The organism is Faecalibacterium sp. I3-3-33, assembly GCF_023347295.1.
GTDB lineage: Bacteria > Bacillota > Clostridia > Oscillospirales > Ruminococcaceae > Faecalibacterium.
In genome coordinates this window covers 43,479-66,440 of record NZ_CP094469.1, presented here as the reverse complement: position 1 = coordinate 66,440, position 22,962 = coordinate 43,479, and the positions used below count along the sequence as shown (strand labels likewise).

Here is a 22,962-nt window from a genome sequence, read left to right as displayed (position 1 = left end):
TCCTTACCCCTCCTTTGCGACCTTCCACTGCACCGACGCCTGATAATCCTGCCACATCCGGGCAAACAGGCTGTTCTGCGCACGCAGTTCGTCCTTTGTGCCGGATTCCACAATCTGCCCATCCTGCACCACATAGATGCAGTCGGCGTTGGCGACGGTGGACAGGCGGTGTGCAATCATCAGCACCGTTTTGCCCTTGGCAAGCTGAGCAAAAGCAGCCTGTACTTTTGCTTCATTGTCCGGGTCGGCAAAGGCGGTGGCCTCGTCCAGGATCAGGATGGGCGCATTTTTCAGCATGGCGCGGGCAATGGCGATGCGCTGCTGCTCGCCGCCGGAAAGATACACGCCCTTGGTGCCAATGACGGTATGGATGCCCGCCGGGAACTTCTCCACGATATCCATGCACTGTGCAGCTTTCAGTGCCGCCAGCACCTCGGCTTCGGTGGCCTGCGCTCTGCCCAGCCGGACGTTGTCCAGAATGCTGCCCTTGAGCAGGCGGCTGTTCTGGAACACAAAGGAGATGGTGTCCATCAACTCTTCCTTGGGGATGTCCCGCACATCCGCTCCGCCCACCCGGACGCTGCCGCTCTGCACATCAAAGAACCGGCAGACAAGGTTTGCCAGCGTGGATTTGCCGCCGCCGGAGGGGCCTACAAAAGCCACGGTCTGCCCCGGCTGAATCTCCAGCGAAACGCCCTTGATGACCTCGGTTTTTCCGTCGTAGCTGAAATGCACATCCTGCAACGTGACAGAGGAATCCTTCGGGTACTGCGGAACAGCCTGCACCTGCATGGGCGCCGCCTCCAGCACCGAGTCGATGCGTGCCAGCGCATCCGCCACCACCATCTTGTTCTCACTCATGTACATCATGCGGGTCAGGGTCAGGGAGATCACCGGCGTGATGATAATATAGAACAGCAGGTTCAGCAGAAATTCCGTGGTCACACCGTGAGCCGTGAACAGCAGCCCGCCCGCAATCAGAAAGGCGAACATCCCGTTGACGGCGGCGGTATAGAACATCATGGGCAGGCGCAGGTCTTTGGTGTAGGAGATGACCCATTTTTCATATTCGTCAATGGTGGCCTTGAACTTTTTGAAAGAAAATACCGACTGCCCGAAGGTCTTGACCACCGGGATGCCCCGGACGTATTCCACTGCCTCGTTGGACATAGCCTCCAAGGCGTTGCCGTACTGCCGCATTTTTTCGGCCATCCGCTTGCCGGTCATGGTGGCCATGATGAGAAAGGCCAGCACCACCGGCGCAAGGCTCAGCAGACCCAGCCGCCAGTCGAACGCCAGCAGCAAAACCAGCAGCCCCACCGGGGTGGCGATGGCGTTGTACTGGTCGGGCAGCTGGTGGGCCAGATAGGTCTCGGCGGCTCCGGTGCTCTCGTGGATGATTTTACGCAGCTTGCCGCTGCCGAAAGTCTCGGTAAAGCCCAGCGGCAGCACCGCCAGATGCTCCGACGCCGCCAGCCGCAGATTGGTCGCCACCCGGAACGCCGACAGGTGGGAGCACATCAGCGCCGCAATGTAAATGAGGTAAGACAGCACCGCGAATAACACTGCCATCCAGCCGTAACGAGGGATGTTCACCGCCTGCGCATAGTTTGGCGCTGCGTTCAGCACATCCCGCAGGATCATCCAGATATAGAGGAACGGGATCAGCGCCATCAGTGCGCTGACAGCGGAGAGCACCAGTGAAGCATAGGTGAATACCCGATGTCCGCCTGCATAGCCCATCAGCCGGGAAAAGTCCGATCGTTTTTTCAATCAAATCACATCCTTACCGTAATATTGCCATGCGTACCGCCTGACATGATCGGGTGCGCATGTGCCGTTTATTCTGCCTCAGACAAATTTTCCGTGACGAAAAGTTCAATGACATTTTCCATAGTTGCCTGATCATAGTCCTCTGCGATGGCGGCAGCATTCCAATAAGCATAATTTCCTTCATACCAGCTCTGCAGGTCGTCGAGATCCTCTGCATAGCGGAATTCCAGATGATACGTCGTTTCCATCGTATCGGGCGCAAAGGCAAAGTAGGTAAACTCCCCGGAATCCGCATCCTCGCTCTGGTAGAAGAGGAAGCTGTTTTCATTGTCCACATCCAGTTTCTGGTAGGTGTGTGCAAACACTTCCTGTCCTTGCGCATCCAGACCGGTGATGGTGTCGCCATTCATCACGAATTTTTCCACGCCGCCCAGAAAATAGCAGTTGAACGCCGTGCTGTCCGGATCTGCTGCATATTTTTCAACAGCCTCCTCGCCATACGGCTCTGCCATGCACATTCCCAGCAGCATATCCGTAGCCGATTCCGCATTGTCCTCGCCTACCAGCGGAGTCGCAGCGTCGATCCACAAATTCCGGTATTCACTCTTTGCCATCTCCGGGAACAGTTCCACATAAGTCCCGCTGATACCAGACAGATAATCCTCCGCATCCATTACCTGACTTGCGGAAGCCGAAGAAGCCACCGAGGAGGAAACGCTGGATGCCGAAGACGCTGTGCTTGCGCTCTGCTGGCCGCAGCCGACAGCAGACAGCAGGCAGACCGCAGACAAGGCCACTGCAACAAATTTCTTTTTCATCATCATATGAAAGTACCTCCGGTTTTAAAGTAAGTTTGTTCTAACCGCTCTGTACTTTAGCATATTTTTCGGCCGTGGACTACTCCATTCTGATTTCCCTGCTCCGTTTTGCGAGTCCATTTGCGTGGGTGCGGTACTGCGACGGGGTCGTTCCATATCGTTTCCGGAAAGCCTCCGAAAACTTGCTGGCGTTGTCATATCCTGCATTCTGTGCGATCTGCGTAATGGGCTTTGCGCTCCGGACAAGCTCTACGGCAGCCTGTTCCAGACGGTATTCCTTGATATAGTGGTATACTGGCACACCGTAGACCTGTTTGAACATTTTTTGCAGGTGCGAAACCGAGATCCCGTGTTCTTCTGCCAGCTGCGCAAGGGAGACATACCCCTCCCGGTTTGTCAGAAGGTGATCCCGGAGATGGTGTGCTAGTTCGGTCTGTTCGGTAGAACAGTACAAGTCCGTTCCTTCCTCCTGCGGAATGCGGCTCAGCAGCATCAACAGCTCCACCACCTTGAGCCGCAGGAACCGGAGATCCATGTAGGGCGCATTTTCGTACAATTCCCGGAAAACGTGCTCACAGCGGGGTCCTGCCGTACCGAACATGAACCATCGGTTTCCCAGAAGATTCTGCTTCAGTACCGCAAAATCCACCGAAAAGCCCGGTGCGTTCTTCTCAAGCCAGTTCTGAGCGGCTGCTGGATCAACTTCCAGACACAGCCCTTCGTAACAGCCCAGCGGGAACCGTGACTCTGAACGTGTTCCATGCCGTCCGTCGTAGCAGCTGACGGCCATATCCCCCGGCTTTAGCAGAACGCTATCACGCATGGAAAAGCTGGTTTCAAAACGGCCATTGATGCAGAAATTGATCTCTATCATACCGATCTGCGTGCGGATTTCCGTATAGGTCTCCATCTCCAGCCGCAGCAGCATGATCCCCACGCCATCAAACAGCCGGTAATAGTGAATTTCTCCACTTCCGGCCGCATTTTCAAAGCCGCCTGTTTGTCCGGGATTATAGGGAGTGACCCCCGTTTTGTCATGAAAAATGATATCAATCATACTGTTTATTCAATCCGATCTCCACAATCCGTCTTTTGCAGGGCTTGGAATGGCAGCTGTGGTCAACTGGCAGATCTCTGTCTTTCATATTTTTCCTTTCTTCGCCCCTTGCATCGCAATTTTCTCAACCATGCGCTATTCCAGTGCCACATCCAGTACCATCATCACGCTGAAGCCTACCGCAAAAAACACCGTGCCGACGTTAGAGTGCTGCCCCTGCGACATTTCCGGGATCAGCTCCTCCACCACCACATACAGCATGGCTCCGGCGGCAAAGCTGAGCAGATAGGACAAAGCGGGCACCACAATGCCTGCCGCCAGGATCGTCAGTACTGCCCCGATCGCACCGAGAATGCACCATCGAATCAGCATTTTCGTTTTCTCCGTCTTCATCTTTTTTGCCTCCGATTGCAGTTCATGATTCTGCTTTTCATTTGGGCAATTTCCAACTTCTTAGAAAATCAAATGGACAATACCGCCGACAATTGCCGCTCCCGCAACCCAGATCAGCGCCAGTATGCTTCGCTTTTTCAGCACCTGCCTCCATGTCTGCACGAACGGCGCATCTTCAAGCCCTGGCAGCACCCAAAACTGGCTGTGCACGACCCATAGCTTGTCGATTACAACGCCGTCATAGATATTCATAACCTCAAGAAACAGCAGCGCCTGCCAATAGGCCTCACCAAAGGAGGAAGCCCCATTCCACAAACCGATGATCAGCACAAGAGCAGCAAGCATCACGACAAAGAACGGTATCATAAAGCATTTTCGTTTCCGGTTCATCGTATTGCGGTCGATCAGTCCCAGTTCGATGGCGCGATCCTGCACCTCCTTGGGATAAAAGTACAGTCCATTGACAGCACCGCCGATCACAGCGATTTTTACCATTGCGGTAAACAGCAGACAATAAAGCAGCAGTTGCAGTACGATCATTGTTTTTCTCCTCTCAGTCTGCGTGCGAATCGAGCATCTGGCATCATCGCGGTGTAGCGGATTCCTTGTTTTCCCTTATGCTGAAGCTGCTGGATATGGGCTTCTGTTGTTTTTCTTTTTTCATGCAGGACTTTTTTATTACACGCATAGAAAATCTCTGCCTCCCAAAACTATTGCTTCTGTCACACGTCCTCAAAGCAGTGCGCAAAGCCACGCTGCCACAGCGGAGGCGGGAATGTAGATCACAAAGTGCCGGATATGTGTTCGCTTGTTATAGCCGAACATATGCGGACCGACCACGCCCTTCAGCTCCGGATAGAAATGCGGAAAGAAATTGGAGTGACACAGCAGCACCCAGTCAAAGAAAATGATATCGTAGATCTCCATGGCGTAGAGCACGGCGAGAAACCGCACAAAGAAGTCCAGGAAGCCGAAGCCGTTTCTGACGCCGTCCCATACGCTTAGTGCCGCCGCAGCGAGAAAAAGCAGGATGGCAATGATCTCAATCACCCAGCCGATACTATGTGCGCCGGGAAATCGTTCCTTTGTATCGGGGATTGCGTCCAGATTTTCCTTTGGTGCGGATGAGAAAAAACGCTTGTCCTGAATGAAACCCACCCCGCCGTATAAAACAAGAAAGTATGCCAGAAATACCATGAGCGTTACAAGAACCGTGATTTTCATTTTGATGTTGATGCCTCCGTACTGACAGACTGCTGCTTTTCCGCGTCCGGTTTTTTGATCAGGTCATACAGCTTTCCAAATTCGCCGATGTCCCGCACTCCGGCAAGTTCCATGCCCAGATGGACATATTTGTCGCACTTGCTTTTTGCATCCGTTTCCAGGATCACCGGCACGCCCAGCCGGTCGCCCTCGGCAAAGGCAAGGTCCAGCACCTTTCGCATATAGCCCTGCCCCTGATACTGCTCCCGCACACAGACAAGTCCAACGAAGATGTAGGGTTTCTTTTCCTTGTCCATGCGGTCCTGCAGGGAGGCCCCGCCCCGCTTGATGGCAATACCAAATTGCAGAAGGCGTTTCAGGGTGGAGTTGTGCAGCATTCCGCAGGCGATCTGCCACATCGTCTTGAGTCCCATCTTCTCCTTTGGCAGCTTGTAGGCGATATATCCCTCGCCCCGCTCGCTGGTGGTGTGCAGAAAGCCGCCCCGCAGCACCCCGCGCACATAAGCGCAGATATAGTTTGCCGTGGCTTCTTTCCCGGAAAAGGCAGCGGCCATTCCCGTTTCCTCTCCGTAGTCATAATAGCCGAAGGCATGGCCGATATCACGGATGGATTTCTCGTCTAATGTTGTAACTTTCATTGTATTTCACTTTCCTGATTCTGCTGCGCATCTGCCACTGTCTCGCCGTCTGCCAGAAAGTGCTCCATCTCCGACACAAGCAGTGCCGGATGATTGATGATCTCGCCATGGCCGAAACCGGGGAAACAGCGGACGATCAGGCTCGGATATGCCGTCCGCAGCCGCTGGATGGCCTTTTTCATGTGCCCTTCTTTTTCTCCGTACCAACAGGCGACCTTTGCATCGGGCTGTACCAAAAAGTCCGTTCGATAGAGATAAAGTCCTGCCTCCCAAGTGGCCCGGACGGATTCCAAGCTGATATGATCCGGGATACGGCGGAGCATAGTCTGCATTCCCTGCTCCGTCTGCCCCATAAAGCGCAGCGCCCATGCAGGCATGTACTTTTCGTGTGCCGTTCGATATTGCTTTTGCGGCATGACCTTCAAAATCAGTCGATTCAGCACTCCGAAATCCAGATACTCCGGCCCGCTGAGGATCATCCGATCGATCTGAACGGTTGGGGAAGCCTTCAGAAAAACAGCCGGTCCGCAGCCCAGCGACTCTGCAAAAAGCAGATCCAACTGTCCGTCAAGCTCTTTTTCAATATAAGCGGCCAACTTGTCCGCCTGATCCCGGGCAGTCGTGTAGGTCGTTTCACCGGTTCCATCAAAGCCGTCGAAGCTGACGGCATACACGCAGAATTTCCTTTCCAGCAGCGGGATCAAGTCCTCAAACTGCTGCCAGCACATAAGATTTCCGTGCAGCAGCATCATGGTCTTTCCCTCTATATTGCCGAATCGTTTGATTTCCATACCAATCTGCCTCCCCGCTATTATCTGACCTTCATGCAAAAATCGCAGCGGTCATTTCCACGCCCCAGCGTCATGCTTCTCTCCCAGATCAGCTTCGGATGCAGTCCGGTATAGCTGATGTCATCACTGTCGCAAAAGCAGCGGCACAGCTCCGGGCAGCCGTATTCTGTGCAGGTGTCGTGATAGGGACACTTCATCATATCCACACGCCAGACGCCGTTACCGGTCTGCAGTTCTTTTGGGGCAAAGCCCGCCGCCGGGCCGAAAACGCTCCGGGTGGATTTGACAAAAACGCTGGGAACAAGGCGGTAAAGCCCCGGTATGTGCAGCAGGGCGGCAAGCTGTTTGTGGCTCGTTCTCGCCAGCCGCTCCACATAGCCGTGAACGGTTTGCAGTGCTTCTTCTTTCGGCATGACCCGCTGCAGGGTTTCGTAGGCCGCAATGCCCGGTAAGATCTGCCGCTTGAGGTGGTACTGCTTTTCCTTGCTTGCACCCGCGTTTTCAGCCAGCAGCGCACTCAGGCGTGCATCAAAAGCGGCGTTCAGTTCCTTTGCCTGCGCGGGAAAGCGTTGCGCCGCAGTCTCCCGAAAGTCACGGGAAAGATAGGTTTCCTTCCTCTTCATCGTCCGTTACCCTTTCTTTTTGTACCCGCAGTCGCAGTAGGGCCCGCCGGAGGCAAGGGTGTACTGCCGCACAAAATTTGTCACACCACCCGCTTCGCTCATGGTGTAGTCCAGATGGCACAGGGCAGGGGTCAGATCGTACAGACCCAGCTCCTTCATCAGCACACAGATGCCGCACTTGGTAAAGCGTCCCTCGTAGCCGCTGCCGTCCGGGTATTCGTAAAACTCCATGTTCCACGAGTAAGGGTTGCGGTCGGCGGCTTTCAGAGTGGCGGTTGCCTTCATAGCGGCAATGTCCTTTGGGGTGAACTTGCTTTTTCCGCTCTTGCGGCAGAACCACTGCATGGGCTTTGTCATCATGGACTTTGCGTAGTAATCCGTCAGCCTGTCCACCTCCGGACGTTGCGGCACGGAGAGGATGAACGCGCCGAGCATTGCGCAGTTGACGATGTTCATCTTGAAGCGGTCCGCTTTTTCAAACTCCGGCAGCCTGCGGATGATCTGCCGGTATTGCGGCTTTGCCTTTTTCGTGATGGCTCTTGCGGTGGCTGCATCATAGCCCAGCACAGCGGTCAGCTGCTTTTGAAAAGAGCCGGCAAACAGCGCCCACATTCCCATGGGCATACCCATGTATTTCATTGCACGGTCTCCTTACATTCTCCACATTTTGCCTTCTCCCGAAGCAAAACCAGCCCCAATACCAAAACCAGCAGGTGTCCGGCGGATTCCGTGCCGTGATCGATCTGATCCAGCGGCCACGGCAGAAGCGTGAAGAGATTTCCCACAATCCCCGTAAAAACGATGGGGTTGCAGAAGGATGCCAATATCCGCTGTGCTGTGTTTTTCAGCGGGAGCATCCTTTTCCAGATCATAACGAGCATCACGACGGAAAGAAGTACATCACACAGGATATATGCTGCCAGCAGCGGCGCGGCGTTGCAGTAAAACACCTTGTTGGCAATTTCAGCTGCCGCCTGCATATCGCCGTATTTCTCAAAGGTAAACTTGAAGATCAGCGCCACATTCATGAACATAGCATGAACATAGCCCCAGCAGACCGTGCCGGTGAGATAGGCGATTTGAAACAGCTTGACCCATTTCTGCTGCTTCGGTTGGGTGAGGCGTTGCTTCAAAAGCTTCCACATCTGGTGAAAACCGATGTAATAGAGTGCCGTTCCGAGAACACCGCAGATGATGCTGACCACCATGCGCCATGTTGCCATATCAAGATAGGCGACCTTGACCATCAGCCCAATGGATTCTGTGCTTTGGCTTTTCCCGGTCGCCGAAAACAAAAAGTCGCCGATCACATATAAAAGGCACCCAATCATACCTGCGATGAGTGCTCGTTTTTCTTTGCTCATTTTCATAGCTTGCCCCCAAATCCGATCTTCACGATCTGCATTTTCATCCCGTTGTCCCCGACCCTTGCGAAGAAGCGGAAAAAGCTGCTGACAGAAGGGTCTTTCCGATCACTGTACTGTCATCATTGCCGCCAGCACCATCGCTATGACTGCCATGCCCACCGTGCCGAACAGCCACTTTTTCGCCTTGTCCTTGGCGGTAATATAAGGCTTTAAGTCCTCTGTTCCGGGAATCGTCCATGCGTTCGTGTGCCCCACCCAGTAGCCATCGATCAAAAAGCGGTCCATGAGATTCATAACGGACAAGATGACCAGCAGCTGCCAGAAGCCCGCCGCAAAGCTGCGTGCACCGTTTATCCCATAGACACAGACCAGCACATAGGCGATGTAGCCGGGAACGCATACCGCTTTGAAAATCAAAGCATTTTGCTTTATTTTTTCGCGTGTTGTAAGTCCCAGCTTCACGCACCGCCGCTGCACCGCCGGGCTGTAAAGATGCACCATCCCAACAGCCCCTTTGCGGATGCCCACGGCACAGACAAGAAATAGCAAAGCCCCCAACCCAAGACCTTCCAAAATCACCTGTAAAAGCATTACTTGTTCCTCCTGTATCCGTTTTCGTCCCGGTATTCGGGATGTTCCTTTAAGTATAGATCCTGATCGCCGCAGATGGTGTAATCACACTTACAGCCATCCCTCTACGATGTATGGTTCAAAACGCCGTGACGATCAAGGCTGACAGTGCAGCGACTGCGGCAAACAACGGGATACCGCGCCAAAACGATTCGATATGCTTTTTCGGATTTTGATAGTATTTCTTCTCCGGCAGGAAAGAGAAGCGGGTACGTTTTGTGTTGCGCCACCAGAGAAGATCGATCACCAAAAGATCGAACAACCCAAGCCCCTCGCTGAACGCAAGAAAGTACCAAAATGCCGACAGATAACCGTCCAAGTTCAGCACGCCTCTCAGCGCAAGTCCTAAAGCGGAAAACACGACTGTGAAAAGCAAAAGATTGCTGAGCCAAACGGCAGCGGTGGATTTCCCCTTCGGAACAGCCTTTCCAAGCTGATGGTCGCTTCGCACACGGTTTTGAACTTCTTCGGGATAAGAACGCAGCCCCATGAGATTTTTCTTGTCCGTGCCTGTTCCAAGAAAACATACGCCCCAATACAGAAAATAAAAAGCAATTGCAACGATGATTTTCATCAGCCTATATCTCCGTTGAATCCAAAAAGCTGCGGATAGAGCATTCTGATTTTTCCTTTCTTTCAGCTTCTTTTGTTTTGAGCTGCCGATGTGTGTGTCAGGAACTCCATGATTCTCCGATAAAAATCCTGCGGATACATCATCACAAGCTCCGCGTGATCCATCTTCGGAATTTCATGCAGTTGCGCCCGTGGAAAATATTGCTTTATAAAGCAGATATTGCTGTGTCGCGCCTGCTTTTCCTCTTCGCCGTACCAATATGTGATTTGGCAGCCCATTTCAGCCGGCTTCGTCGGCAGAGTATAATTGTTCGCCGACCAGAAAATGTTGCGGACGGTGCGTTTTGAATAGGTTTTCAGATACGCCGCCAGCGCATCATACTCCTTCACTGGATCGCGCCCCGGCATCGTCCAGCGCTCTGGCGGATAGACCGTCTCAAGGACCTTGCGGCTCTTCGCTATGAGCCTGAAACCAAGATCGTCTCGCAGGCAGGCGAGACGGCGCAAAATCAGCGGCATCCGATACGGCGTAATGCCTGCATCAATAACGGCGCGCTCGACCGGGATTTTTCCCAAGGCGAGAAAGCGTGTCAGACACGCACCGCCCAGAGAACAGCCATATGCCGCGTTCAAGTGGGTAATGCCGCGCGCTTGCAGCCAATCTGTTACCTCGTCTACTGTCGTCTCCACAGAGATAAAGTCTTCTCCCGTTTCGCCGTGACCGTCATAGACGATCTGAATCACATGGTAATCCTGCGAAAGCAGGCCAACCGAGTCGGCGAACGCCCACTCCGGCTCCGCCGTGCACGGCAGAAACAGCAGCGTCTTTTCATGTTCTTTTCCATATTCCAAAGTTCTCATACCATCCGCCCCTTGGTTTTTGCAGCATTATTTTTTCGGATCACGCTCCGTCATCGCGCCAAAGAATGCCGGTGCGCCGCCTGCACTTCCTTATCTTCCCACGCCCTTCAAGTACCCGCTTTTTGAGTTTTCCTCAGTATCATCGGATTCATCATAGGCATCGTAAAGCGCATTGGGGTCGTGGGCTCTTTTCTTGAAAGGCGAGCACAGCTCATTTTTGTGCGCAAAGGCAAACTCCATGTTGTCCGTCCAACCTGTGTGACCGGTAACGAACAGCGGATGCAGCCCACGTTTTCTCAGCTTTTTCTCCAGCAAAGCCAAAGACTTCACCGCCAGCTTGTTATCCTCTGCCAGCGAAGAAATAAAACTGTATCCGCCGTCCGCACCAAACCACAGCGTGTCGCCGGTAAAAAGGTACTTATCGTCAACGAGATAGACCATATGTCCCCATGTATGACCGGGAACGAGAAAACACTCGATCCTGATCCCGTCGATGTCGATGACCTCACCATCGTGCAGCAGTACCTTTTCGTTATTGATCGTGACCTGCGGCAATTTATAGAGATGATAGATGACTTTTCGCCGCTCCTCGCCGGTGAGATACCGGTTCTCGATCTCGCCGATGTACAGATTCGCATTCCGGAACAGCCCCGGACTGTCTGCTTCCACCGCACCCACATGGTCGGTGTCCTGATGGGTGATGAGGATGTGCCGGATGGACTGCGGGTCGATCCCCAGCCAGTGCATCTTCTCTGCCAACCGTTCATAGTTGTATCCGGCATCGATCATAATGGTGGTATCGCCCTTGCGGTAGAAGAAGATATTTGCCACCCATTCGCGCACGCAGGCAACATTCTCGTCGATCCGGCCGGTGTTCAAAGGCTTGAAAATCTCCTTGCCCCGGTACATCCAGCTCATTGCTTTTCTTTGAAATTCCGTTGCCTTTTTCGACATGATCGCACCTCATTTCTGTGCTGTGATGCACAGCCAGCCCTTTTTATTTTTGTGGTTCTGGATCTTACAAAATCCTGCTTGCTCCAGATACGTTTTACCGTTCACAATGCAATACTTTTTACCAGATGCGCCCACTGCTCCGGGTGACAGGCCAGCAATTCCTCGTGCTGCAAGTTCTGCTCATGGAGAACAGGATGTGCAAAATGCTGCTGATACCGGGCACGATATTTTGCGCCCATTTTCAGGGCGTAAAAAATATGGATCTCGGTACCGGGTACATGGATCTTATCCGGCAGCGGAGTGATAAGATCGGAGTAGAACTGATTTTTACAGCTCTGCATGGTCACATAAGGGCGGGCCTCACCGAACATTTTCAGAAAGGCTTTGACATAATCCCCCGACTCTCTGGCACGCTTATCCAGACGCTTTTGTAGAAATTTTGCCTTGAACTTTCCGTCCCGCACCACAGGGTAGATCAATGGCAGCAGAAAATCAGTCTGCAATCTTGCCGCCAGCGGCGATGCCTGATCCAGATCGGAGCTGCCCAGAATGCCGTAGTCCATGTGGATATTCTTCCGCGCCGCCAGCAGTCCCACAAACGAGCCGCCCAGAGAGCAGCCGTAGGCCGCCCGGATGTGACCGCCGCAGTGGATCTTGAGGTAGGTCTCGATCTTTTCGGTCTCCTCCAGCATGGTGGGAAATTCAGTCTGTTCAGTCTCATCAAAACCATCGTAGCTGACGCACAGCACCCGGAAGCTGTCAGCCAGAAGCGGGATCACCGCACCGAAATTGCTTTTCCAATGGCAACAGGTGCCCGGCAGCAGCAACAGCACCGGGGCATCCTCTGCACCAAAATGGTAGATCTTCATCCTGATACGCTCCTTCTCTATTTATTTTCCGCCTGTGAACAGAAGAGATATATTTCTTCGTATAGGGCAGAGTTTTGAGTTAGGTAAAGCTAACTTTTCATTCTATAAAAAGCCGCTTCTCAGCGGTCCTTCTGCCAAAATAATACGCCCTGCTGTTGTCTCTGTCAAGATGTTTAGGCGTTTTCGGAGATTCCGAAAGAGATTTCGTTATTGGAGCTTCCCCTGCGGCATAGAGGATGCAAAACATTTCCCGCATCGAAAAAATTTTGCCCCTGTAAACTTGTCTGTTTCTGCTTGACAACGCCCTGTGGGAGTGCTATTTTAATCCCACAGATTTGTTCCGCCTAACCATTTGAGGGGTTTTACCCCTGCATTTTTTTGCATCGATTGTTAGACAATGGTCAAAAATACAACATCCTGTTGCTGCCAGCAATAGAAAGATCTACCGCAGACAGAAAATGGGGTTTGTTCTGATTCACATAGCGTATTTTTTCCTAAAGCTACAAGATGTGTCATACTTTTCTTGCTTCACTTCAATAAATTTTTCAAAACTCTCTTGACGCATTCTACATGCCGTGGTATTTTTCTTGTAAATCCCACTGGTTTTGTGGATTGGTTACAAGTCATCCACAAGATGTGGTCGTGTTCATTTTGAACACAGCCACAGAAAGTGGTTGGTTATCACCGTGAGACCCACCACTTCAGTGAGGGAAAGTCCGCAAAAGAATTTACCGCCCCGCAACACACCCGATTTATTTTGCCGCCGATTCACCCGACAAAATCATCGCTGCGCTGCATGGGCGGTTTTCTCTTTTTGTGGGAAACGCACCTTGAAAATTTCATGAGCCGACCGGACGTGATACCGACTTTTCGTCAACGCCGCTGCACAAACAGGGGCAGGAACTTCGTTCGGAGCAAACGGTGACCCCATTACATGAGCAGCACCACCTCTACTTATTTTTGCGTCTTAACAATTCGGAAACAATTACCCAGAAACGGTTTTGAGCGCAGCGGTAGAGGGCAAGAACCGTCCCGTGGCCACAAATTTTCAATTCTTGAAAATTTCCTGTCCATCCGGGACTTCACTTCTGCAATGCGTCTGCATTTACGAAGTGATCTTGTTGGGGCGTGCCTGCCCCAAACCCTGCTCATGGTTCGCACCTGACGGTGCGAACAGCAACGGCGTGTCGTGCTTACATAACTTCACCGAGGAGTTATCGAACAGACAGGAGGTACAATGACCAAAACGAATGTTCAATCGACCCCTAGCAATTCCCAGCACCACGACACGCCGAACAACAAAACGCACGTCATCAAGTTCCGTGTGACAGCGGAGGAAAAAGCGTCACTGGAACTCACTTGCAAACTCCTGAATCTCTCCCTCTCCACTTTTATCCGCCGCGCCATCCACAACGTCAAGATCGAGAAAACGGTCATCGTTGCCGGCGGCGGAGAAGAAACCCTGACCGCCGTTTCCACCCTGCTTGCCCAGTGCAGCAGGGTGGGCGGAAACCTCAACCAGCTTGCAAGGCACTTCAATTCCGGCGGTGCAGACACCGAGCAGATCCGGGCGAAACTCCTTGACGAACTTGCAGACCTGACTGCATTCCGGCTCCATGCCGAGAAAGTTCTGGGTGAACTGTATGGCAACGCTCAAGCATATCGCCTCTAAAAACTCGGACTATACCGCCATCGAAGCGTACCTCGTTTATCAGCACGATGCGTTCACTGGAAAGCAACTTCTGGATGAACAGGGCAAGCCGAAGCTGCGGGATTCGTACCTGCTCGACACCCTTGAGTGCGGCGATTTCTCGTTTGCAACGGCCTGTCTGCTGGCAAACCGCAAGTATGGTAAGAACACCCAGCATGGTGATATTAAGAGCCATCAGTATATCATCAGCTTTGACCCCAGAGATGCAGCCGACAACGGCTTGACCATGGAAAAGGCACAGGCACTTGGCCTGAAGTTTTGTTCTGAAAACTTCCCCGGTCATCCTGCCATCGTCTGCACTCACCCGGATGGGCACAACCATTCGGGAAACATCCATGTCCACATCGTGATCGGAAGCATCCGAACGCGAGAGGTGGAACGCAAGCCCTATATGCAAAAGCCCCGCGACTGGCGCGAGGGTATGAAGCACTCCAGCACAGCCCAGACCATGCGGCACCTCCGTGTCGAAGTCATGGAGCTGTGCGAGGGTGCCGGACTGTACCAGATCGACCTACTCAACGGCTCGAAGGAGCGTGTCAGTGAAGCCGAGTATTGGGCAAGACGGCGTGGGCAGCAGAAACTTGACCGTGAAAACGCAGCCCTCACCGCAGCCGGACAGTCGCCCAAGCAGAAGAAGTTTGAAACAGTAAAAGATACCCTGCGGAGACAGATTTCGTCTGTATTGTACCGCGCTACCAGCTTTGAGGATTTCTCTGACAAGCTCATGCAGCAGTACGGCATTGCCGTTAAGGAAAGCCGTGGGCAGCTCAGCTATCTGCCTGCTGGCAGAACCAAGTTTATCCGGGCGAAACATCTCGGTGACAAGTTCGATAAGGCGGCAGTGCTTGCCACGTTGCAGGCAAATGCCGAACGCAAACCCCAGGTTCAGTTCAAGCAGGATACCATCTGGAAATTGATCGACATCCAGTCGAGGATGACCGAGGGCAAGGGCATCGGCTACGAGCGTTGGGCGAAGAAGCACAACCTCAAAGCCATGGCACAGACCTTGATCCTCTTAGAAGAAAAGGGCTTGACCGACGAGGACGCCCTGAACCAGCGCATCGCTGAACTGGAAACCAAGTATCACGACGCACTGGCGGTGGTGAAAGACCTCGAAGGTCGCATGAAAACCAACAAAGAGCTGCGCTATCACGTCGCAGCCTACACCAACACCAAGAACATCGCACAACAGTTAAAAGCCGCAAAACGACCCGCAGCCTTTGAAGAACAGCACCGTGCAGAACTGACAGCATACCGGACGGCAGCAGCCTATCTCAAGGCAAACAACATCACGAAGCTGCCCAGTCCGAAAAAGCTGGAAGCCGAGTATGCGCAGCTGGCATCCGAAAAGGCAAAGTTCTACGAGCAGTACAAAGAAGCCACGGAAGAACTGCTCAAACTGAAAACCGCAAAGCAGAATGTTGCGTCCTTTTTCCGGGAGGAAGAACAGGCGCAACAGGAGAGATAAAGGAGTGTGCGTATGATCAATCTGAAAATTGACCCGGAGTTCCAGTCCCAGATTCCTCCTCTGACCGATGATGAATTCAAGCAGCTTGAAGAAAACATCCTGAAAGAGGGCAAGCTGCTCTCTCCTTTGATCGTTTGGGGTAACACCCTTGTTGATGGTCACAACCGTTATGCGATTCTTCAGAAGCATCCCGAAATCTACTTTTCTACCATGCCGCTCCACTTTGCAAATCGTGAGGAAGCACTCGCTTGGATTTGCAAGAATCAGCTGGGGCGGCGCAATCTTTCCCCCGAACAAAAGCGTTACCTGCTGGGGAAGCAGTACGAAGCCGAGAAGAAAGCTGCAAAAATCTTTCGGGGCAATCAGTACACTTTAGCAAAGAAAAGTGGTGGTGATCACGGTGATAACCACCACTCCGGGAAGAAAACCTGCGACCGGATCGCAGAGGAAAACGGTGTCAGCCGTGCCTCCGTTCTTCGTGCCAGCCACTATACACGAGGCATCGACATCGCAGATAATCTCTCTCCCGGCATCAAGCAGAAAGTCTTTTCCGGCGAAGTGAAGTTCACCAACGAAGAAATGTCCAAGCTTGTGCAGGCAAGTGTCGAGCATCGTTCAGATATCCTTGCTCAAATCCTGCATCCAGAGGCATTGGAAGTGTTGGAATCTGCCAGCGCAGAATTTGAACCTGAAAAAGCGGAACCCGTTCCCATGCCCACACCACAAACAGAAGAATTTCGGTGCTATCATGTACCGGACGAGTTTATGAAGGTTTACAAATCTTTGAGCCGTGCGACCGAAATGATGAAAAACTCATGGAAGAAAACGCTCAAAAACAATCCCAGCTATTTCACTGACCCGGAAAAGCAGAAGGTTCTCCGCTTCGCAATGCAGCGACCTGCTAACTACCTGACTGAAATCGAAACCTATCTGGAAAAGGCTCTTGCAGAAGCCCTTGAAGAAGAAAAGACCGCATAACAGCAGACACCTGTAAGCCATCAATAAGCCACCAGCCGCAAGTCCAGGGTGGAAAACTTCCGCGCCCTTGCGCCTGATAAAAATTGGAACTTTGATTTTCTCGCCCGACTTTGCCACGGTGGGACGATCAAAGGAGCGTGCGTTTGAACAAAAAGAAAAAGTCCACAAATACTTCCCCTTATCCCGATGAAGTCATTGACCGTCTGGCGCGGGCATTCTACCCGGCCATCCTTGCCTGCTGGAACAGCGAGGAAGGCCAGAGGGAGTTTGCCGCGTGGCAGGCAGAGCAGGCTCATCATGCAAACAACGAAAAACAGGAAGTTCCCACTTGCTGGGTATTCGTAAAACAGTTTTCGAGAAATGACACGGCAACTGCCTGTCAGGATTGGTTACGAGTACCCGGCTAGGCCGAGGAATCATCAAGTCCCATGTCCGCACCGTCAAGGTGTTGGGTATGGGGCTTTTTGCATTTCAGGAACGTGTACATCTCTGGAAAGGTGTAACACACTAGACTTTGTACCAAAGTCGTGTGCCAAGGGTGCTGCGCCCCTTTGGAATCCCTGCTTACATCGCCTGTGGGCGATGTAGATTCGCCGCACAGAAAGCTCTCACAAAAGGCACACCCGGCTGTCTGCGGCGAGGAGAAGGCACTTCTGCGGAAGTGTAATAACCCACTATGACACTTTCATCCCTGTGGTCTGCAAAGTGTAGTGGGCTCTCCGAGGGGGAAACGGCTATATAGGGTGCGCTTCGGGCAAATCGCTGCGTACGTGCGTACCAATCTCTCGTACGCACGTACGCAGTAAAACGGCTAAAATCTCCTATATAGGGGTGTTCTTCTGGAAATCAATATGATATACTCAACTTAACCAACCATCAACTAATAGGAGGCGGTAATATTATGGGAAAAACTTTTGTGTGTAGCTTATGCCGTAATGGAATCATTGGCGGTGGTTTGTACATTGATGAACAGAGCATTACATATTCAACTCAAAAGCTCACAGTCAGTCCACTGTATCGCAACCTTGTATTGCCCATGAACGAGATAAGGGAGCTTTCATGGAGTCAGATGGTCGTTCCTGTTGCAGCAATTTCCATGAAAGATGGAGAATGTTATAAATTTATCATATATAACAAATCAGGATTTGAAAAGGCATATAAGCAATATAGCAACCACCAAGAATGAAATCACCTAGCAGGGTTTGGGGCAGGCACGCCCCAACAAGAAGCTGTCCCAAAAGGGCAAGAATTTTCAAGAATTGAAAATTTGTGGCCACGGGACGATTCTTGCTCTCACGAAAACCCATACTTTTTGAAAATCCGCTTTTCGCAGCCAAAGGAGGATGCACCATGAAAAAAGAGATCGAAGCCTTCGTCAACGCAGCCAACGAGCAGGAGTTGGAAGCCGCATGGAATAACCTCTCGGCAGAGGAACAGCGAGTTTTCGAGCAGCTCATGGAGGAAGAACCACCCGAAGATGCACTGGCATTTTTCGCACAGCTGTATGATGATGCCCCGAAAGAGCAGACCAGCGAGACTGTGAACATCTCCGAAAATGAAATCTATTTCAAGCGGAAGCCCTTGACCGAAGAGCAGAAGAAACACAGCTCTTATGTGGACGAGAACGGCAACCTCCATGTCAAGAACCTGTCCGCTTTCTGGATTCCAGAACTGACCACCACGGAGAAAGTCGGTCACACCACCTACACCGTGACCGGCAGCTATGAGGGCAAGGAGTCCTTTTTGAAGAAGCTGGAGCGCATTGTTGCCAAGAACGCCCAGCAAAAATTTGAAGATGAGGGTGCAGACGAATGACAACTGCGTCCAATTCTGCTATACTTGACCCGGTAACCAATCCTGTACCGACAGTTGCTCCACAGAGTAAGGAGGACACAACAATGTCTGGAGCAACGAATAAAATCACCGCACTTTACTGCCGACTGTCGCAAGAGGACGCACGGCTCGGCGAAAGCCTGTCCATTGAGAACCAGAAGGCTATCCTTCTGGAATACGCCAAAAAGAACCACTTCCCGAACCCGGTGTTCTTTGTGGATGATGGCTACTCCGGCACGAACTATGACCGCCCCGGCTTTCAGAGTATGCTGGTCGAGATCGAAGCAGGGCGTGTAGGAATCGTTATCACGAAAGACCTGTCCCGACTGGGGCGCAACTCTGCCTTGACGGGTCTGTACACAAACTTTACCTTTCCCCAGTATGGCGTTCGCTACATTGCCATTAACGACAATTACGACACCATTGACCCGAACAGCGTAAACAACGATTTTGCGGGTATTAAGAACTGGTTCAACGAGTTTTACGCCCGCGATACCAGCCGCAAGATTCGGGCTGTCCAGAAGGCCAAGGGAGAGCGTGGAGTGCCGCTGACGGTCAATGTTCCGTACGGCTATGTAAAAGACCCGGAGAACCCGAAGCATTGGCTTGTTGACCCGGAAGCGGCTGCGATTGTGAAGCGCATCTTCTCCATGTGCATGGAGGGACGTGGCCCGACCCAAATTGCAAACCAACTGTGGGTGGACAAAGTTCTGACTCCCACCGCCTACAAGCTGAGCCATGGCCGGAGTACAAACGCACCTGCCCCGGAAGACCCTTACCGCTGGGATAAAAGAGCAGTAAGTTTGATTCTGGAACGCCGGGAGTACACTGGCTGCACAGTCAACTTCAAGACCTATACTAACTCTATCTGGGATAAAAAGAGACATCTGAATCCTGTGGAAAATCAGGCTATCTTCCCGGATACACATGAGCGCATTATTGACGATGATGTGTTTGAAAAGGTTCAGGAGATTCGTAACCAGCGTCACCGCATGACTCGGACAGGCAAGAGCAGCATTTTCTCCGGTATGGTCTACTGCGCTGACTGCGGTTCCAAGATGCAATATGGTTCGTCCAACAACAGGGACTTCAGTCAAGACTTCTTTGATTGCTCTCTGCACAAGAAGAACGGGAGCAAGTGCAAGGGACACTTCATCCGGGTAAAGGTTCTGGAAGGACGTGTACTGAGTCATGTTCAGCGGGTGACGGACTACATTCTCCGTCATGAAGACTACTTCCGCAAGGTCATGGAGGAGCAGCTTCGGGTGGAAAGCACCGAAAAGCTGACCGTCCTGAAGAAGCAGCTTGCCCGGAATGAGAAGCGGATTGCAGACCTCAAACGGCTGTTCATGAAAATCTACGAGGATAACGCCAGCGGAAAGCTGAGCGATGAACGCTTTGACATGATGAGCCAGAGCTACGATGCCGAACAGAAGCATCTGGAAGAGGAAGCCCTCTCTATCCAGCAGGAAATCGAAGTACAGGAACAGCAGATCGAGAATATTGAGAAGTTCGTCCAGAAAGCGCACAAATACGTTCATATTGAAGAACTCACCCCTTATGCTCTCCGTGAACTGGTGTCAGCCATCTATGTGGATGCCCCGAATAAGTCCAGCGGAAAGCGGGTGCAGCACATCCATATCAAGTACGATGGGCTGGGGTACATCCCTCTGGATGAACTGGAAGCAAAAGAAAAGGCGTGACCGAAGTCACGCCAAATCTTCCCCATTTAGGGAACTTTTGCAAATACTGTTTTATGGGAACTCTGCTCTGGGGAACTCCCTGTTGTACATATCGCTATCGTCTGTGGCTTTTGGCAGGGTGCGTCCTATTCAGGGGCGCACCCTGTTTTTTGTTTTGCCCTTAATCTTCTAGCCCATGGCTTCCAGCCACATTCTTCAAATATTTCTCCGGGTCACCGTTCAGAATCAAATCCGCATAGCCCAGCGGATCGTTGTAGATGAGGTAGTCCAGTTCCGTCCTCTGCGCCATGGTCACGTCCAATTCATCCTCGACCCCAGTGCAGTCAATGGAGATCATTCTCCCATCCCGGAGCAGCAGCTCCACGCAGCCGGTATCCATGTTGAACTTGCAGGCTCTTTCATCGTACTTCATGTTTGTGTCCTTTCTGCCTTACGGCACTCTTACAGTGATCTGTCGTGCTTTCTTATGATAAGGTCTAGGACGCTTTTCGATGGAAGCAAGGGATTCGTTCTGTTTTCCGAAGAATACAAAAAATCCGAACCCTTCTCCTATTGGAAAAAAGTTCAGATTTTGTTGTTGTGGTGCGATGGAAGGGACTCGAACCCCCGGCCTACTGATTCGTAGTCAGTCACTCTATCCAGCTGAGCTACCAACGCATACGTTCCGTTCGGAACATGATGTATTTTATCACGAAGGACAGGGTTTGTCAACAGCTTTTTAAAATTATTTTTATATTTTTTGAAAAAGAACGTCTTTTCTTTGATTTTACTGCGGCTTTTTTGCATTCCTTCTGCCGTCCCGGCGCAAAAAGCGACTTTTACAACCGCTTTTCGCCCGCCGGGCGGGGGCGAACCCGGGCGGAAAGGGGAGCAGGGCGCTGCGTGGCAGGTCGGTGCTCCGCGATGCTGGCAGCGCAAGCCGGTCTTGCCCATGGCGCGGCGTTCAGTCCTCCTGCGCCAGCTGACGGGCAATTTTCACACCGGTGGGGGTGGCGGCAAGGCCGCCCTGACCGGTCTCGCGCAGGTCGGGGGAGAGCAGGCTGCCCACGCGGCCCATGGCGTCGATGACCTCGTCGCAGGGGATGGCATAGTCCACCCCGGCCAGTGCCATGTTGGCGCAGGAGACCGCGTTCACCGCGCCCACCACGTTGCGCTTGATGCAGGGCACCTCTACCAGACCCGCCACGGGGTCGCAGACCAGACCCAGCAGGTTGCCCAGTGCCATGGCGGCGGCAGCGGCGCACTGCTCCGGGGTGCCGCCCTTCAGGTTACACAGGGCGGCGGCGGCCATGGCGCTGGCAGCGCCTACCTCCGCCTGACAGCCGCCCTCTGCGCCCGCCAGCGTGGCGCGGGCGGCGATGACCTGCCCAAAGCCTGCCGCCACATACAGCGCATCGCAGACGGCATCCTCGTCTGCCTGTCCGGCGCGCGCCAGCGGCAGCAGCACCGCCGGCAGCACCCCGCAGCTGCCCGCCGTGGGCGCGGCCACGATGCGCTTCATGCAGGCGTTGCACTCGGCGGTCTTTAGGGCTTCTGCCGTGACGGCGGCCAGATAATCATCGCCCAGCAGGCGTCCCTGCTGCCACGCCTGCTCCACCTTGGCGGCATCGCCACCGGAAAGGCCGCTGCGGCTGCGCTGCGCGGGGTCGTATTCCTGACTGGTGGCCTGCATCACCTGCCACAGGTGCCGCATGGCGGCGCGGCTGTGCGCCTCGGTCAGGCGGCTCTCCTCCAGATCGCTGCGCAGCACCGCTTCTGCCAGCGTGATCTTCTGGCTGCGGGCAGCAGCCAGCATCTCTTCACAGGACAAAAATGCCATGGCTCATTCCTCCGTTTCTTCCGGCTCGTCCACGTTCAGGCAGGTCACCTTCAGCAGACCCGGCATCACCGCCAGCTGCCGCTCCAGCGCGTGGGGGATGTGGGAGTCGCACTCCAGCACCATCACCGCATAGCCGCCCGCGGCGGCGCGGAACACCTGCATGGACGCGATATTGATGCGCCGCAGCGCCAGCGCCATGGTCACCTCCGCAATGCAGCCGGGGGTATCCTCGTTGTGGATGATGAGGGTATTGCTGTCCCCGCCAAAATCTGCCGGTACGCCGTCGATCTCGGTCACGCGGATGCGTCCGCCGCCCACCGATGCCGCCTTGAGCGAAAGCTGCCGCCCGGTGCGGCTGGTCAGGGTAAGCACGGCGGTGTTGGGGTGGGCAGAGCGCAGCTCTACCGGGTGGATGCTGAACTGCATCCCCTGCTGCGCAGCCAGCGCAAAGCTGTCCGGCAGGCGGGGATCGTCCGGGCGCAGACCCAGAAGCCCCGCCACCAGGGCGCGGTCGGTGCCGTGGCCCTTTCCGGTGGTGGCAAAACTGCCGTACAGGCCGATGTCTGCCTGCGCCGGAACCTCGCCCAGAAGCTTTTGTGCGGTATAGCCGATCTTTGCCGCACCGGCGGTGTGACTGGAGGAAGGCCCGATCATCACCGGGCCCAGAACATCAAATAATCGCATAGGGGACAGCCTTCCTTTCCTGAGGGTTTTCCCACTTTTGCGCGGCAGCTGCTGCCGCAAAACGCGCTTTTTTCCTGCTTAAATGGACTAAAATTGCCAAAACGGCACATTTTTATCAAGTTTATTATACCGCTTTTGCTGCACTTGTGCTATAATAACTTTACTAATGTTTGAAAATGTCCCCAAAATGGCGTT

The 22,962-nt window shown here is 53.1% G+C and carries 25 protein-coding genes, 1 tRNA gene and 2 pseudogenes; 7 read left to right on the top strand and 21 right to left on the bottom strand.

Annotated elements, in window-relative coordinates:
- Positions 1-3 precede the first annotated feature (3 nt).
- From MTP39_RS00300 to MTP39_RS00225, 17 genes and pseudogenes are all read right to left on the bottom strand, one after another.
- Entirely contained in the window at positions 4-1,773 is a 1,770-nt protein-coding gene (locus tag MTP39_RS00300) for an ABC transporter ATP-binding protein (RefSeq protein WP_249241017.1), read from the bottom strand.
- 68 nt (positions 1,774-1,841) lie between these two features.
- The gene (locus tag MTP39_RS00295; RefSeq protein WP_005935769.1) at positions 1,842-2,597 is read right to left on the bottom strand and encodes a hypothetical protein; all 756 of its coding nucleotides are present in this window, start codon (positions 2,595-2,597) and stop codon (positions 1,842-1,844) included.
- Positions 2,598-2,670: 73 nt separating this feature from the next.
- Positions 2,671-3,648, bottom strand: a complete 978-nt coding sequence (locus tag MTP39_RS00290) for a helix-turn-helix transcriptional regulator (RefSeq protein WP_005935772.1) — start codon at positions 3,646-3,648, stop codon at positions 2,671-2,673.
- Between the two features lie 135 nt (positions 3,649-3,783).
- Positions 3,784-4,002, bottom strand: a pseudogene (locus MTP39_RS00285) (zinc transporter); the annotation flags it as partial.
- Positions 4,003-4,101: 99 nt separating this feature from the next.
- On the bottom strand, positions 4,102-4,581 hold the full coding sequence (locus MTP39_RS00280; protein ID WP_249241016.1) for a hypothetical protein: 480 nt from the start codon (positions 4,579-4,581) through the stop codon (positions 4,102-4,104).
- A gap of 192 nt (positions 4,582-4,773) precedes the next feature.
- A complete protein-coding gene (locus MTP39_RS00275; RefSeq protein ID WP_156067042.1) occupies positions 4,774-5,265 on the bottom strand; it encodes a hypothetical protein in 492 nt (163 codons plus the stop codon).
- Positions 5,262-5,903 (bottom strand): N-acetyltransferase, encoded by a 642-nt coding sequence (locus MTP39_RS00270; RefSeq protein WP_249241015.1) that lies wholly within the window; start codon positions 5,901-5,903, stop codon positions 5,262-5,264. Before MTP39_RS00270 ends, MTP39_RS00275 begins: the two co-directional genes overlap by 4 nt.
- Positions 5,900-6,694, bottom strand: a complete 795-nt coding sequence (locus MTP39_RS00265; protein WP_249241014.1) for an alpha/beta fold hydrolase — start codon at positions 6,692-6,694, stop codon at positions 5,900-5,902. The genes MTP39_RS00270 and MTP39_RS00265 overlap by 4 nt, the downstream gene beginning before the upstream one ends.
- A gap of 20 nt (positions 6,695-6,714) precedes the next feature.
- The gene (locus MTP39_RS00260; RefSeq protein WP_249241013.1) at positions 6,715-7,317 is read right to left on the bottom strand and encodes an L-2-amino-thiazoline-4-carboxylic acid hydrolase; all 603 of its coding nucleotides are present in this window, start codon (positions 7,315-7,317) and stop codon (positions 6,715-6,717) included.
- Positions 7,318-7,323: 6 nt separating this feature from the next.
- Positions 7,324-7,956, bottom strand: coding sequence for an L-2-amino-thiazoline-4-carboxylic acid hydrolase (locus MTP39_RS00255; RefSeq protein ID WP_249241011.1), 633 nt, complete (start codon positions 7,954-7,956; stop codon positions 7,324-7,326).
- Entirely contained in the window at positions 7,953-8,687 is a 735-nt protein-coding gene (locus MTP39_RS00250) for a DUF6796 family protein (protein WP_249241010.1), read from the bottom strand. Before MTP39_RS00250 ends, MTP39_RS00255 begins: the two co-directional genes overlap by 4 nt.
- Positions 8,684-8,797: pseudogene (locus MTP39_RS14065) on the bottom strand (class I SAM-dependent methyltransferase); the annotation flags it as partial. The gene MTP39_RS00250 and the pseudogene MTP39_RS14065, both read right to left, overlap by 4 nt.
- Entirely contained in the window at positions 8,790-9,275 is a 486-nt protein-coding gene (locus tag MTP39_RS00245; protein ID WP_212791843.1) for a hypothetical protein, read from the bottom strand. The pseudogene MTP39_RS14065 and the gene MTP39_RS00245, both read right to left, overlap by 8 nt.
- Before the next feature lie 118 nt (positions 9,276-9,393).
- Entirely contained in the window at positions 9,394-9,888 is a 495-nt protein-coding gene (locus MTP39_RS00240; protein WP_156067054.1) for an ABC transporter permease, read from the bottom strand.
- Between the two features lie 62 nt (positions 9,889-9,950).
- Positions 9,951-10,748, bottom strand: coding sequence for an alpha/beta fold hydrolase (locus tag MTP39_RS00235; protein ID WP_249241009.1), 798 nt, complete (start codon positions 10,746-10,748; stop codon positions 9,951-9,953).
- A 90-nt stretch (positions 10,749-10,838) separates the two neighbouring features.
- Positions 10,839-11,702, bottom strand: coding sequence for an MBL fold metallo-hydrolase (locus MTP39_RS00230; protein WP_249241008.1), 864 nt, complete (start codon positions 11,700-11,702; stop codon positions 10,839-10,841).
- A 101-nt stretch (positions 11,703-11,803) separates the two neighbouring features.
- Positions 11,804-12,571, bottom strand: a complete 768-nt coding sequence (locus tag MTP39_RS00225) for an alpha/beta fold hydrolase (RefSeq protein ID WP_249241007.1) — start codon at positions 12,569-12,571, stop codon at positions 11,804-11,806.
- A gap of 1,237 nt (positions 12,572-13,808) precedes the next feature.
- Between MTP39_RS00225 and MTP39_RS00220 the strand changes: the two genes are divergently transcribed.
- The 7 genes from MTP39_RS00220 (at position 13,809) to MTP39_RS00190 (ending at position 20,264) form a co-directional block, all read left to right on the top strand.
- Entirely contained in the window at positions 13,809-14,243 is a 435-nt protein-coding gene (locus tag MTP39_RS00220) for a plasmid mobilization protein (protein ID WP_117476354.1), read from the top strand.
- Positions 14,215-15,750 carry a relaxase/mobilization nuclease domain-containing protein gene (locus MTP39_RS00215; protein WP_249241006.1) on the top strand — a complete coding sequence of 512 codons (1,536 nt, stop codon included), beginning with the start codon at positions 14,215-14,217 and terminating at the stop codon, positions 15,748-15,750. Before MTP39_RS00220 ends, MTP39_RS00215 begins: the two co-directional genes overlap by 29 nt.
- A gap of 12 nt (positions 15,751-15,762) precedes the next feature.
- Positions 15,763-16,728, top strand: coding sequence for a hypothetical protein (locus tag MTP39_RS00210; protein WP_117476356.1), 966 nt, complete (start codon positions 15,763-15,765; stop codon positions 16,726-16,728).
- 137 nt (positions 16,729-16,865) lie between these two features.
- Positions 16,866-17,135: a hypothetical protein gene (locus MTP39_RS00205; protein WP_242994758.1), complete on the top strand. Its 270-nt coding sequence runs from the start codon at positions 16,866-16,868 to the stop codon at positions 17,133-17,135.
- Between the two features lie 494 nt (positions 17,136-17,629).
- Positions 17,630-17,914, top strand: coding sequence for a hypothetical protein (locus MTP39_RS00200; RefSeq protein WP_015538118.1), 285 nt, complete (start codon positions 17,630-17,632; stop codon positions 17,912-17,914).
- Between the two features lie 164 nt (positions 17,915-18,078).
- Positions 18,079-18,543 (top strand): hypothetical protein, encoded by a 465-nt coding sequence (locus MTP39_RS00195; protein ID WP_112120869.1) that lies wholly within the window; start codon positions 18,079-18,081, stop codon positions 18,541-18,543.
- Complete coding sequence (locus MTP39_RS00190; RefSeq protein WP_154276619.1) at positions 18,540-20,264, top strand: recombinase family protein; 1,725 nt, start codon at positions 18,540-18,542, stop codon at positions 20,262-20,264. Before MTP39_RS00195 ends, MTP39_RS00190 begins: the two co-directional genes overlap by 4 nt.
- Before the next feature lie 160 nt (positions 20,265-20,424).
- Here the strand turns inward: MTP39_RS00190 and MTP39_RS00185 are convergent, their stop codons facing one another.
- From MTP39_RS00185 to sdaAB, 4 genes are all read right to left on the bottom strand, one after another.
- Positions 20,425-20,676, bottom strand: coding sequence for a DUF6061 family protein (locus MTP39_RS00185; protein WP_117476357.1), 252 nt, complete (start codon positions 20,674-20,676; stop codon positions 20,425-20,427).
- Positions 20,677-20,844: 168 nt separating this feature from the next.
- Positions 20,845-20,921: transfer RNA gene (locus MTP39_RS00180), tRNA-Arg, on the bottom strand.
- Between the two features lie 286 nt (positions 20,922-21,207).
- Positions 21,208-22,083, bottom strand: a complete 876-nt coding sequence (gene sdaAA, locus MTP39_RS00175) for an L-serine ammonia-lyase, iron-sulfur-dependent, subunit alpha (RefSeq protein WP_249241005.1) — start codon at positions 22,081-22,083, stop codon at positions 21,208-21,210.
- Between the two features lie 3 nt (positions 22,084-22,086).
- Positions 22,087-22,767: an L-serine ammonia-lyase, iron-sulfur-dependent subunit beta gene (gene sdaAB, locus MTP39_RS00170; protein WP_112091433.1), complete on the bottom strand. Its 681-nt coding sequence runs from the start codon at positions 22,765-22,767 to the stop codon at positions 22,087-22,089.
- Positions 22,768-22,962 lie beyond the last annotated feature (195 nt).

Bases quoted from the DNA above. Each gene is read 5' to 3' on its own strand.
- MTP39_RS00295 (WP_005935769.1), bottom strand. From the start codon at position 2,597: ATGATGATGAAAAAGAAATTTGTTGCAGTGGCCTTGTCTGCGGTCTGC.
- MTP39_RS00290 (WP_005935772.1), bottom strand. From the start codon at position 3,648: ATGATTGATATCATTTTTCATGACAAAACGGGGGTCACTCCCTATAAT.
- MTP39_RS00280 (WP_249241016.1), bottom strand. From the start codon at position 4,581: ATGATCGTACTGCAACTGCTGCTTTATTGTCTGCTGTTTACCGCAATG.
- MTP39_RS00275 (WP_156067042.1), bottom strand. From the start codon at position 5,265: ATGAAAATCACGGTTCTTGTAACGCTCATGGTATTTCTGGCATACTTT.
- MTP39_RS00270 (WP_249241015.1), bottom strand. From the start codon at position 5,903: ATGAAAGTTACAACATTAGACGAGAAATCCATCCGTGATATCGGCCAT.
- MTP39_RS00265 (WP_249241014.1), bottom strand. From the start codon at position 6,694: ATGGAAATCAAACGATTCGGCAATATAGAGGGAAAGACCATGATGCTG.
- MTP39_RS00260 (WP_249241013.1), bottom strand. From the start codon at position 7,317: ATGAAGAGGAAGGAAACCTATCTTTCCCGTGACTTTCGGGAGACTGCG.
- MTP39_RS00255 (WP_249241011.1), bottom strand. From the start codon at position 7,956: ATGAAATACATGGGTATGCCCATGGGAATGTGGGCGCTGTTTGCCGGC.
- MTP39_RS00250 (WP_249241010.1), bottom strand. From the start codon at position 8,687: ATGAAAATGAGCAAAGAAAAACGAGCACTCATCGCAGGTATGATTGGG.
- MTP39_RS00245 (WP_212791843.1), bottom strand. From the start codon at position 9,275: ATGCTTTTACAGGTGATTTTGGAAGGTCTTGGGTTGGGGGCTTTGCTA.
- MTP39_RS00240 (WP_156067054.1), bottom strand. From the start codon at position 9,888: ATGAAAATCATCGTTGCAATTGCTTTTTATTTTCTGTATTGGGGCGTA.
- MTP39_RS00235 (WP_249241009.1), bottom strand. From the start codon at position 10,748: ATGAGAACTTTGGAATATGGAAAAGAACATGAAAAGACGCTGCTGTTT.
- MTP39_RS00230 (WP_249241008.1), bottom strand. From the start codon at position 11,702: ATGTCGAAAAAGGCAACGGAATTTCAAAGAAAAGCAATGAGCTGGATG.
- MTP39_RS00225 (WP_249241007.1), bottom strand. From the start codon at position 12,571: ATGAAGATCTACCATTTTGGTGCAGAGGATGCCCCGGTGCTGTTGCTG.
- MTP39_RS00220 (WP_117476354.1), top strand. From the start codon at position 13,809: ATGACCAAAACGAATGTTCAATCGACCCCTAGCAATTCCCAGCACCAC.
- MTP39_RS00215 (WP_249241006.1), top strand. From the start codon at position 14,215: ATGGCAACGCTCAAGCATATCGCCTCTAAAAACTCGGACTATACCGCC.
- MTP39_RS00210 (WP_117476356.1), top strand. From the start codon at position 15,763: ATGATCAATCTGAAAATTGACCCGGAGTTCCAGTCCCAGATTCCTCCT.
- MTP39_RS00200 (WP_015538118.1), top strand. From the start codon at position 17,630: ATGGGAAAAACTTTTGTGTGTAGCTTATGCCGTAATGGAATCATTGGC.
- MTP39_RS00195 (WP_112120869.1), top strand. From the start codon at position 18,079: ATGAAAAAAGAGATCGAAGCCTTCGTCAACGCAGCCAACGAGCAGGAG.
- MTP39_RS00190 (WP_154276619.1), top strand. From the start codon at position 18,540: ATGACAACTGCGTCCAATTCTGCTATACTTGACCCGGTAACCAATCCT.
- MTP39_RS00185 (WP_117476357.1), bottom strand. From the start codon at position 20,676: ATGAAGTACGATGAAAGAGCCTGCAAGTTCAACATGGATACCGGCTGC.
- sdaAA (WP_249241005.1), bottom strand. From the start codon at position 22,083: ATGGCATTTTTGTCCTGTGAAGAGATGCTGGCTGCTGCCCGCAGCCAG.
- sdaAB (WP_112091433.1), bottom strand. From the start codon at position 22,767: ATGCGATTATTTGATGTTCTGGGCCCGGTGATGATCGGGCCTTCCTCC.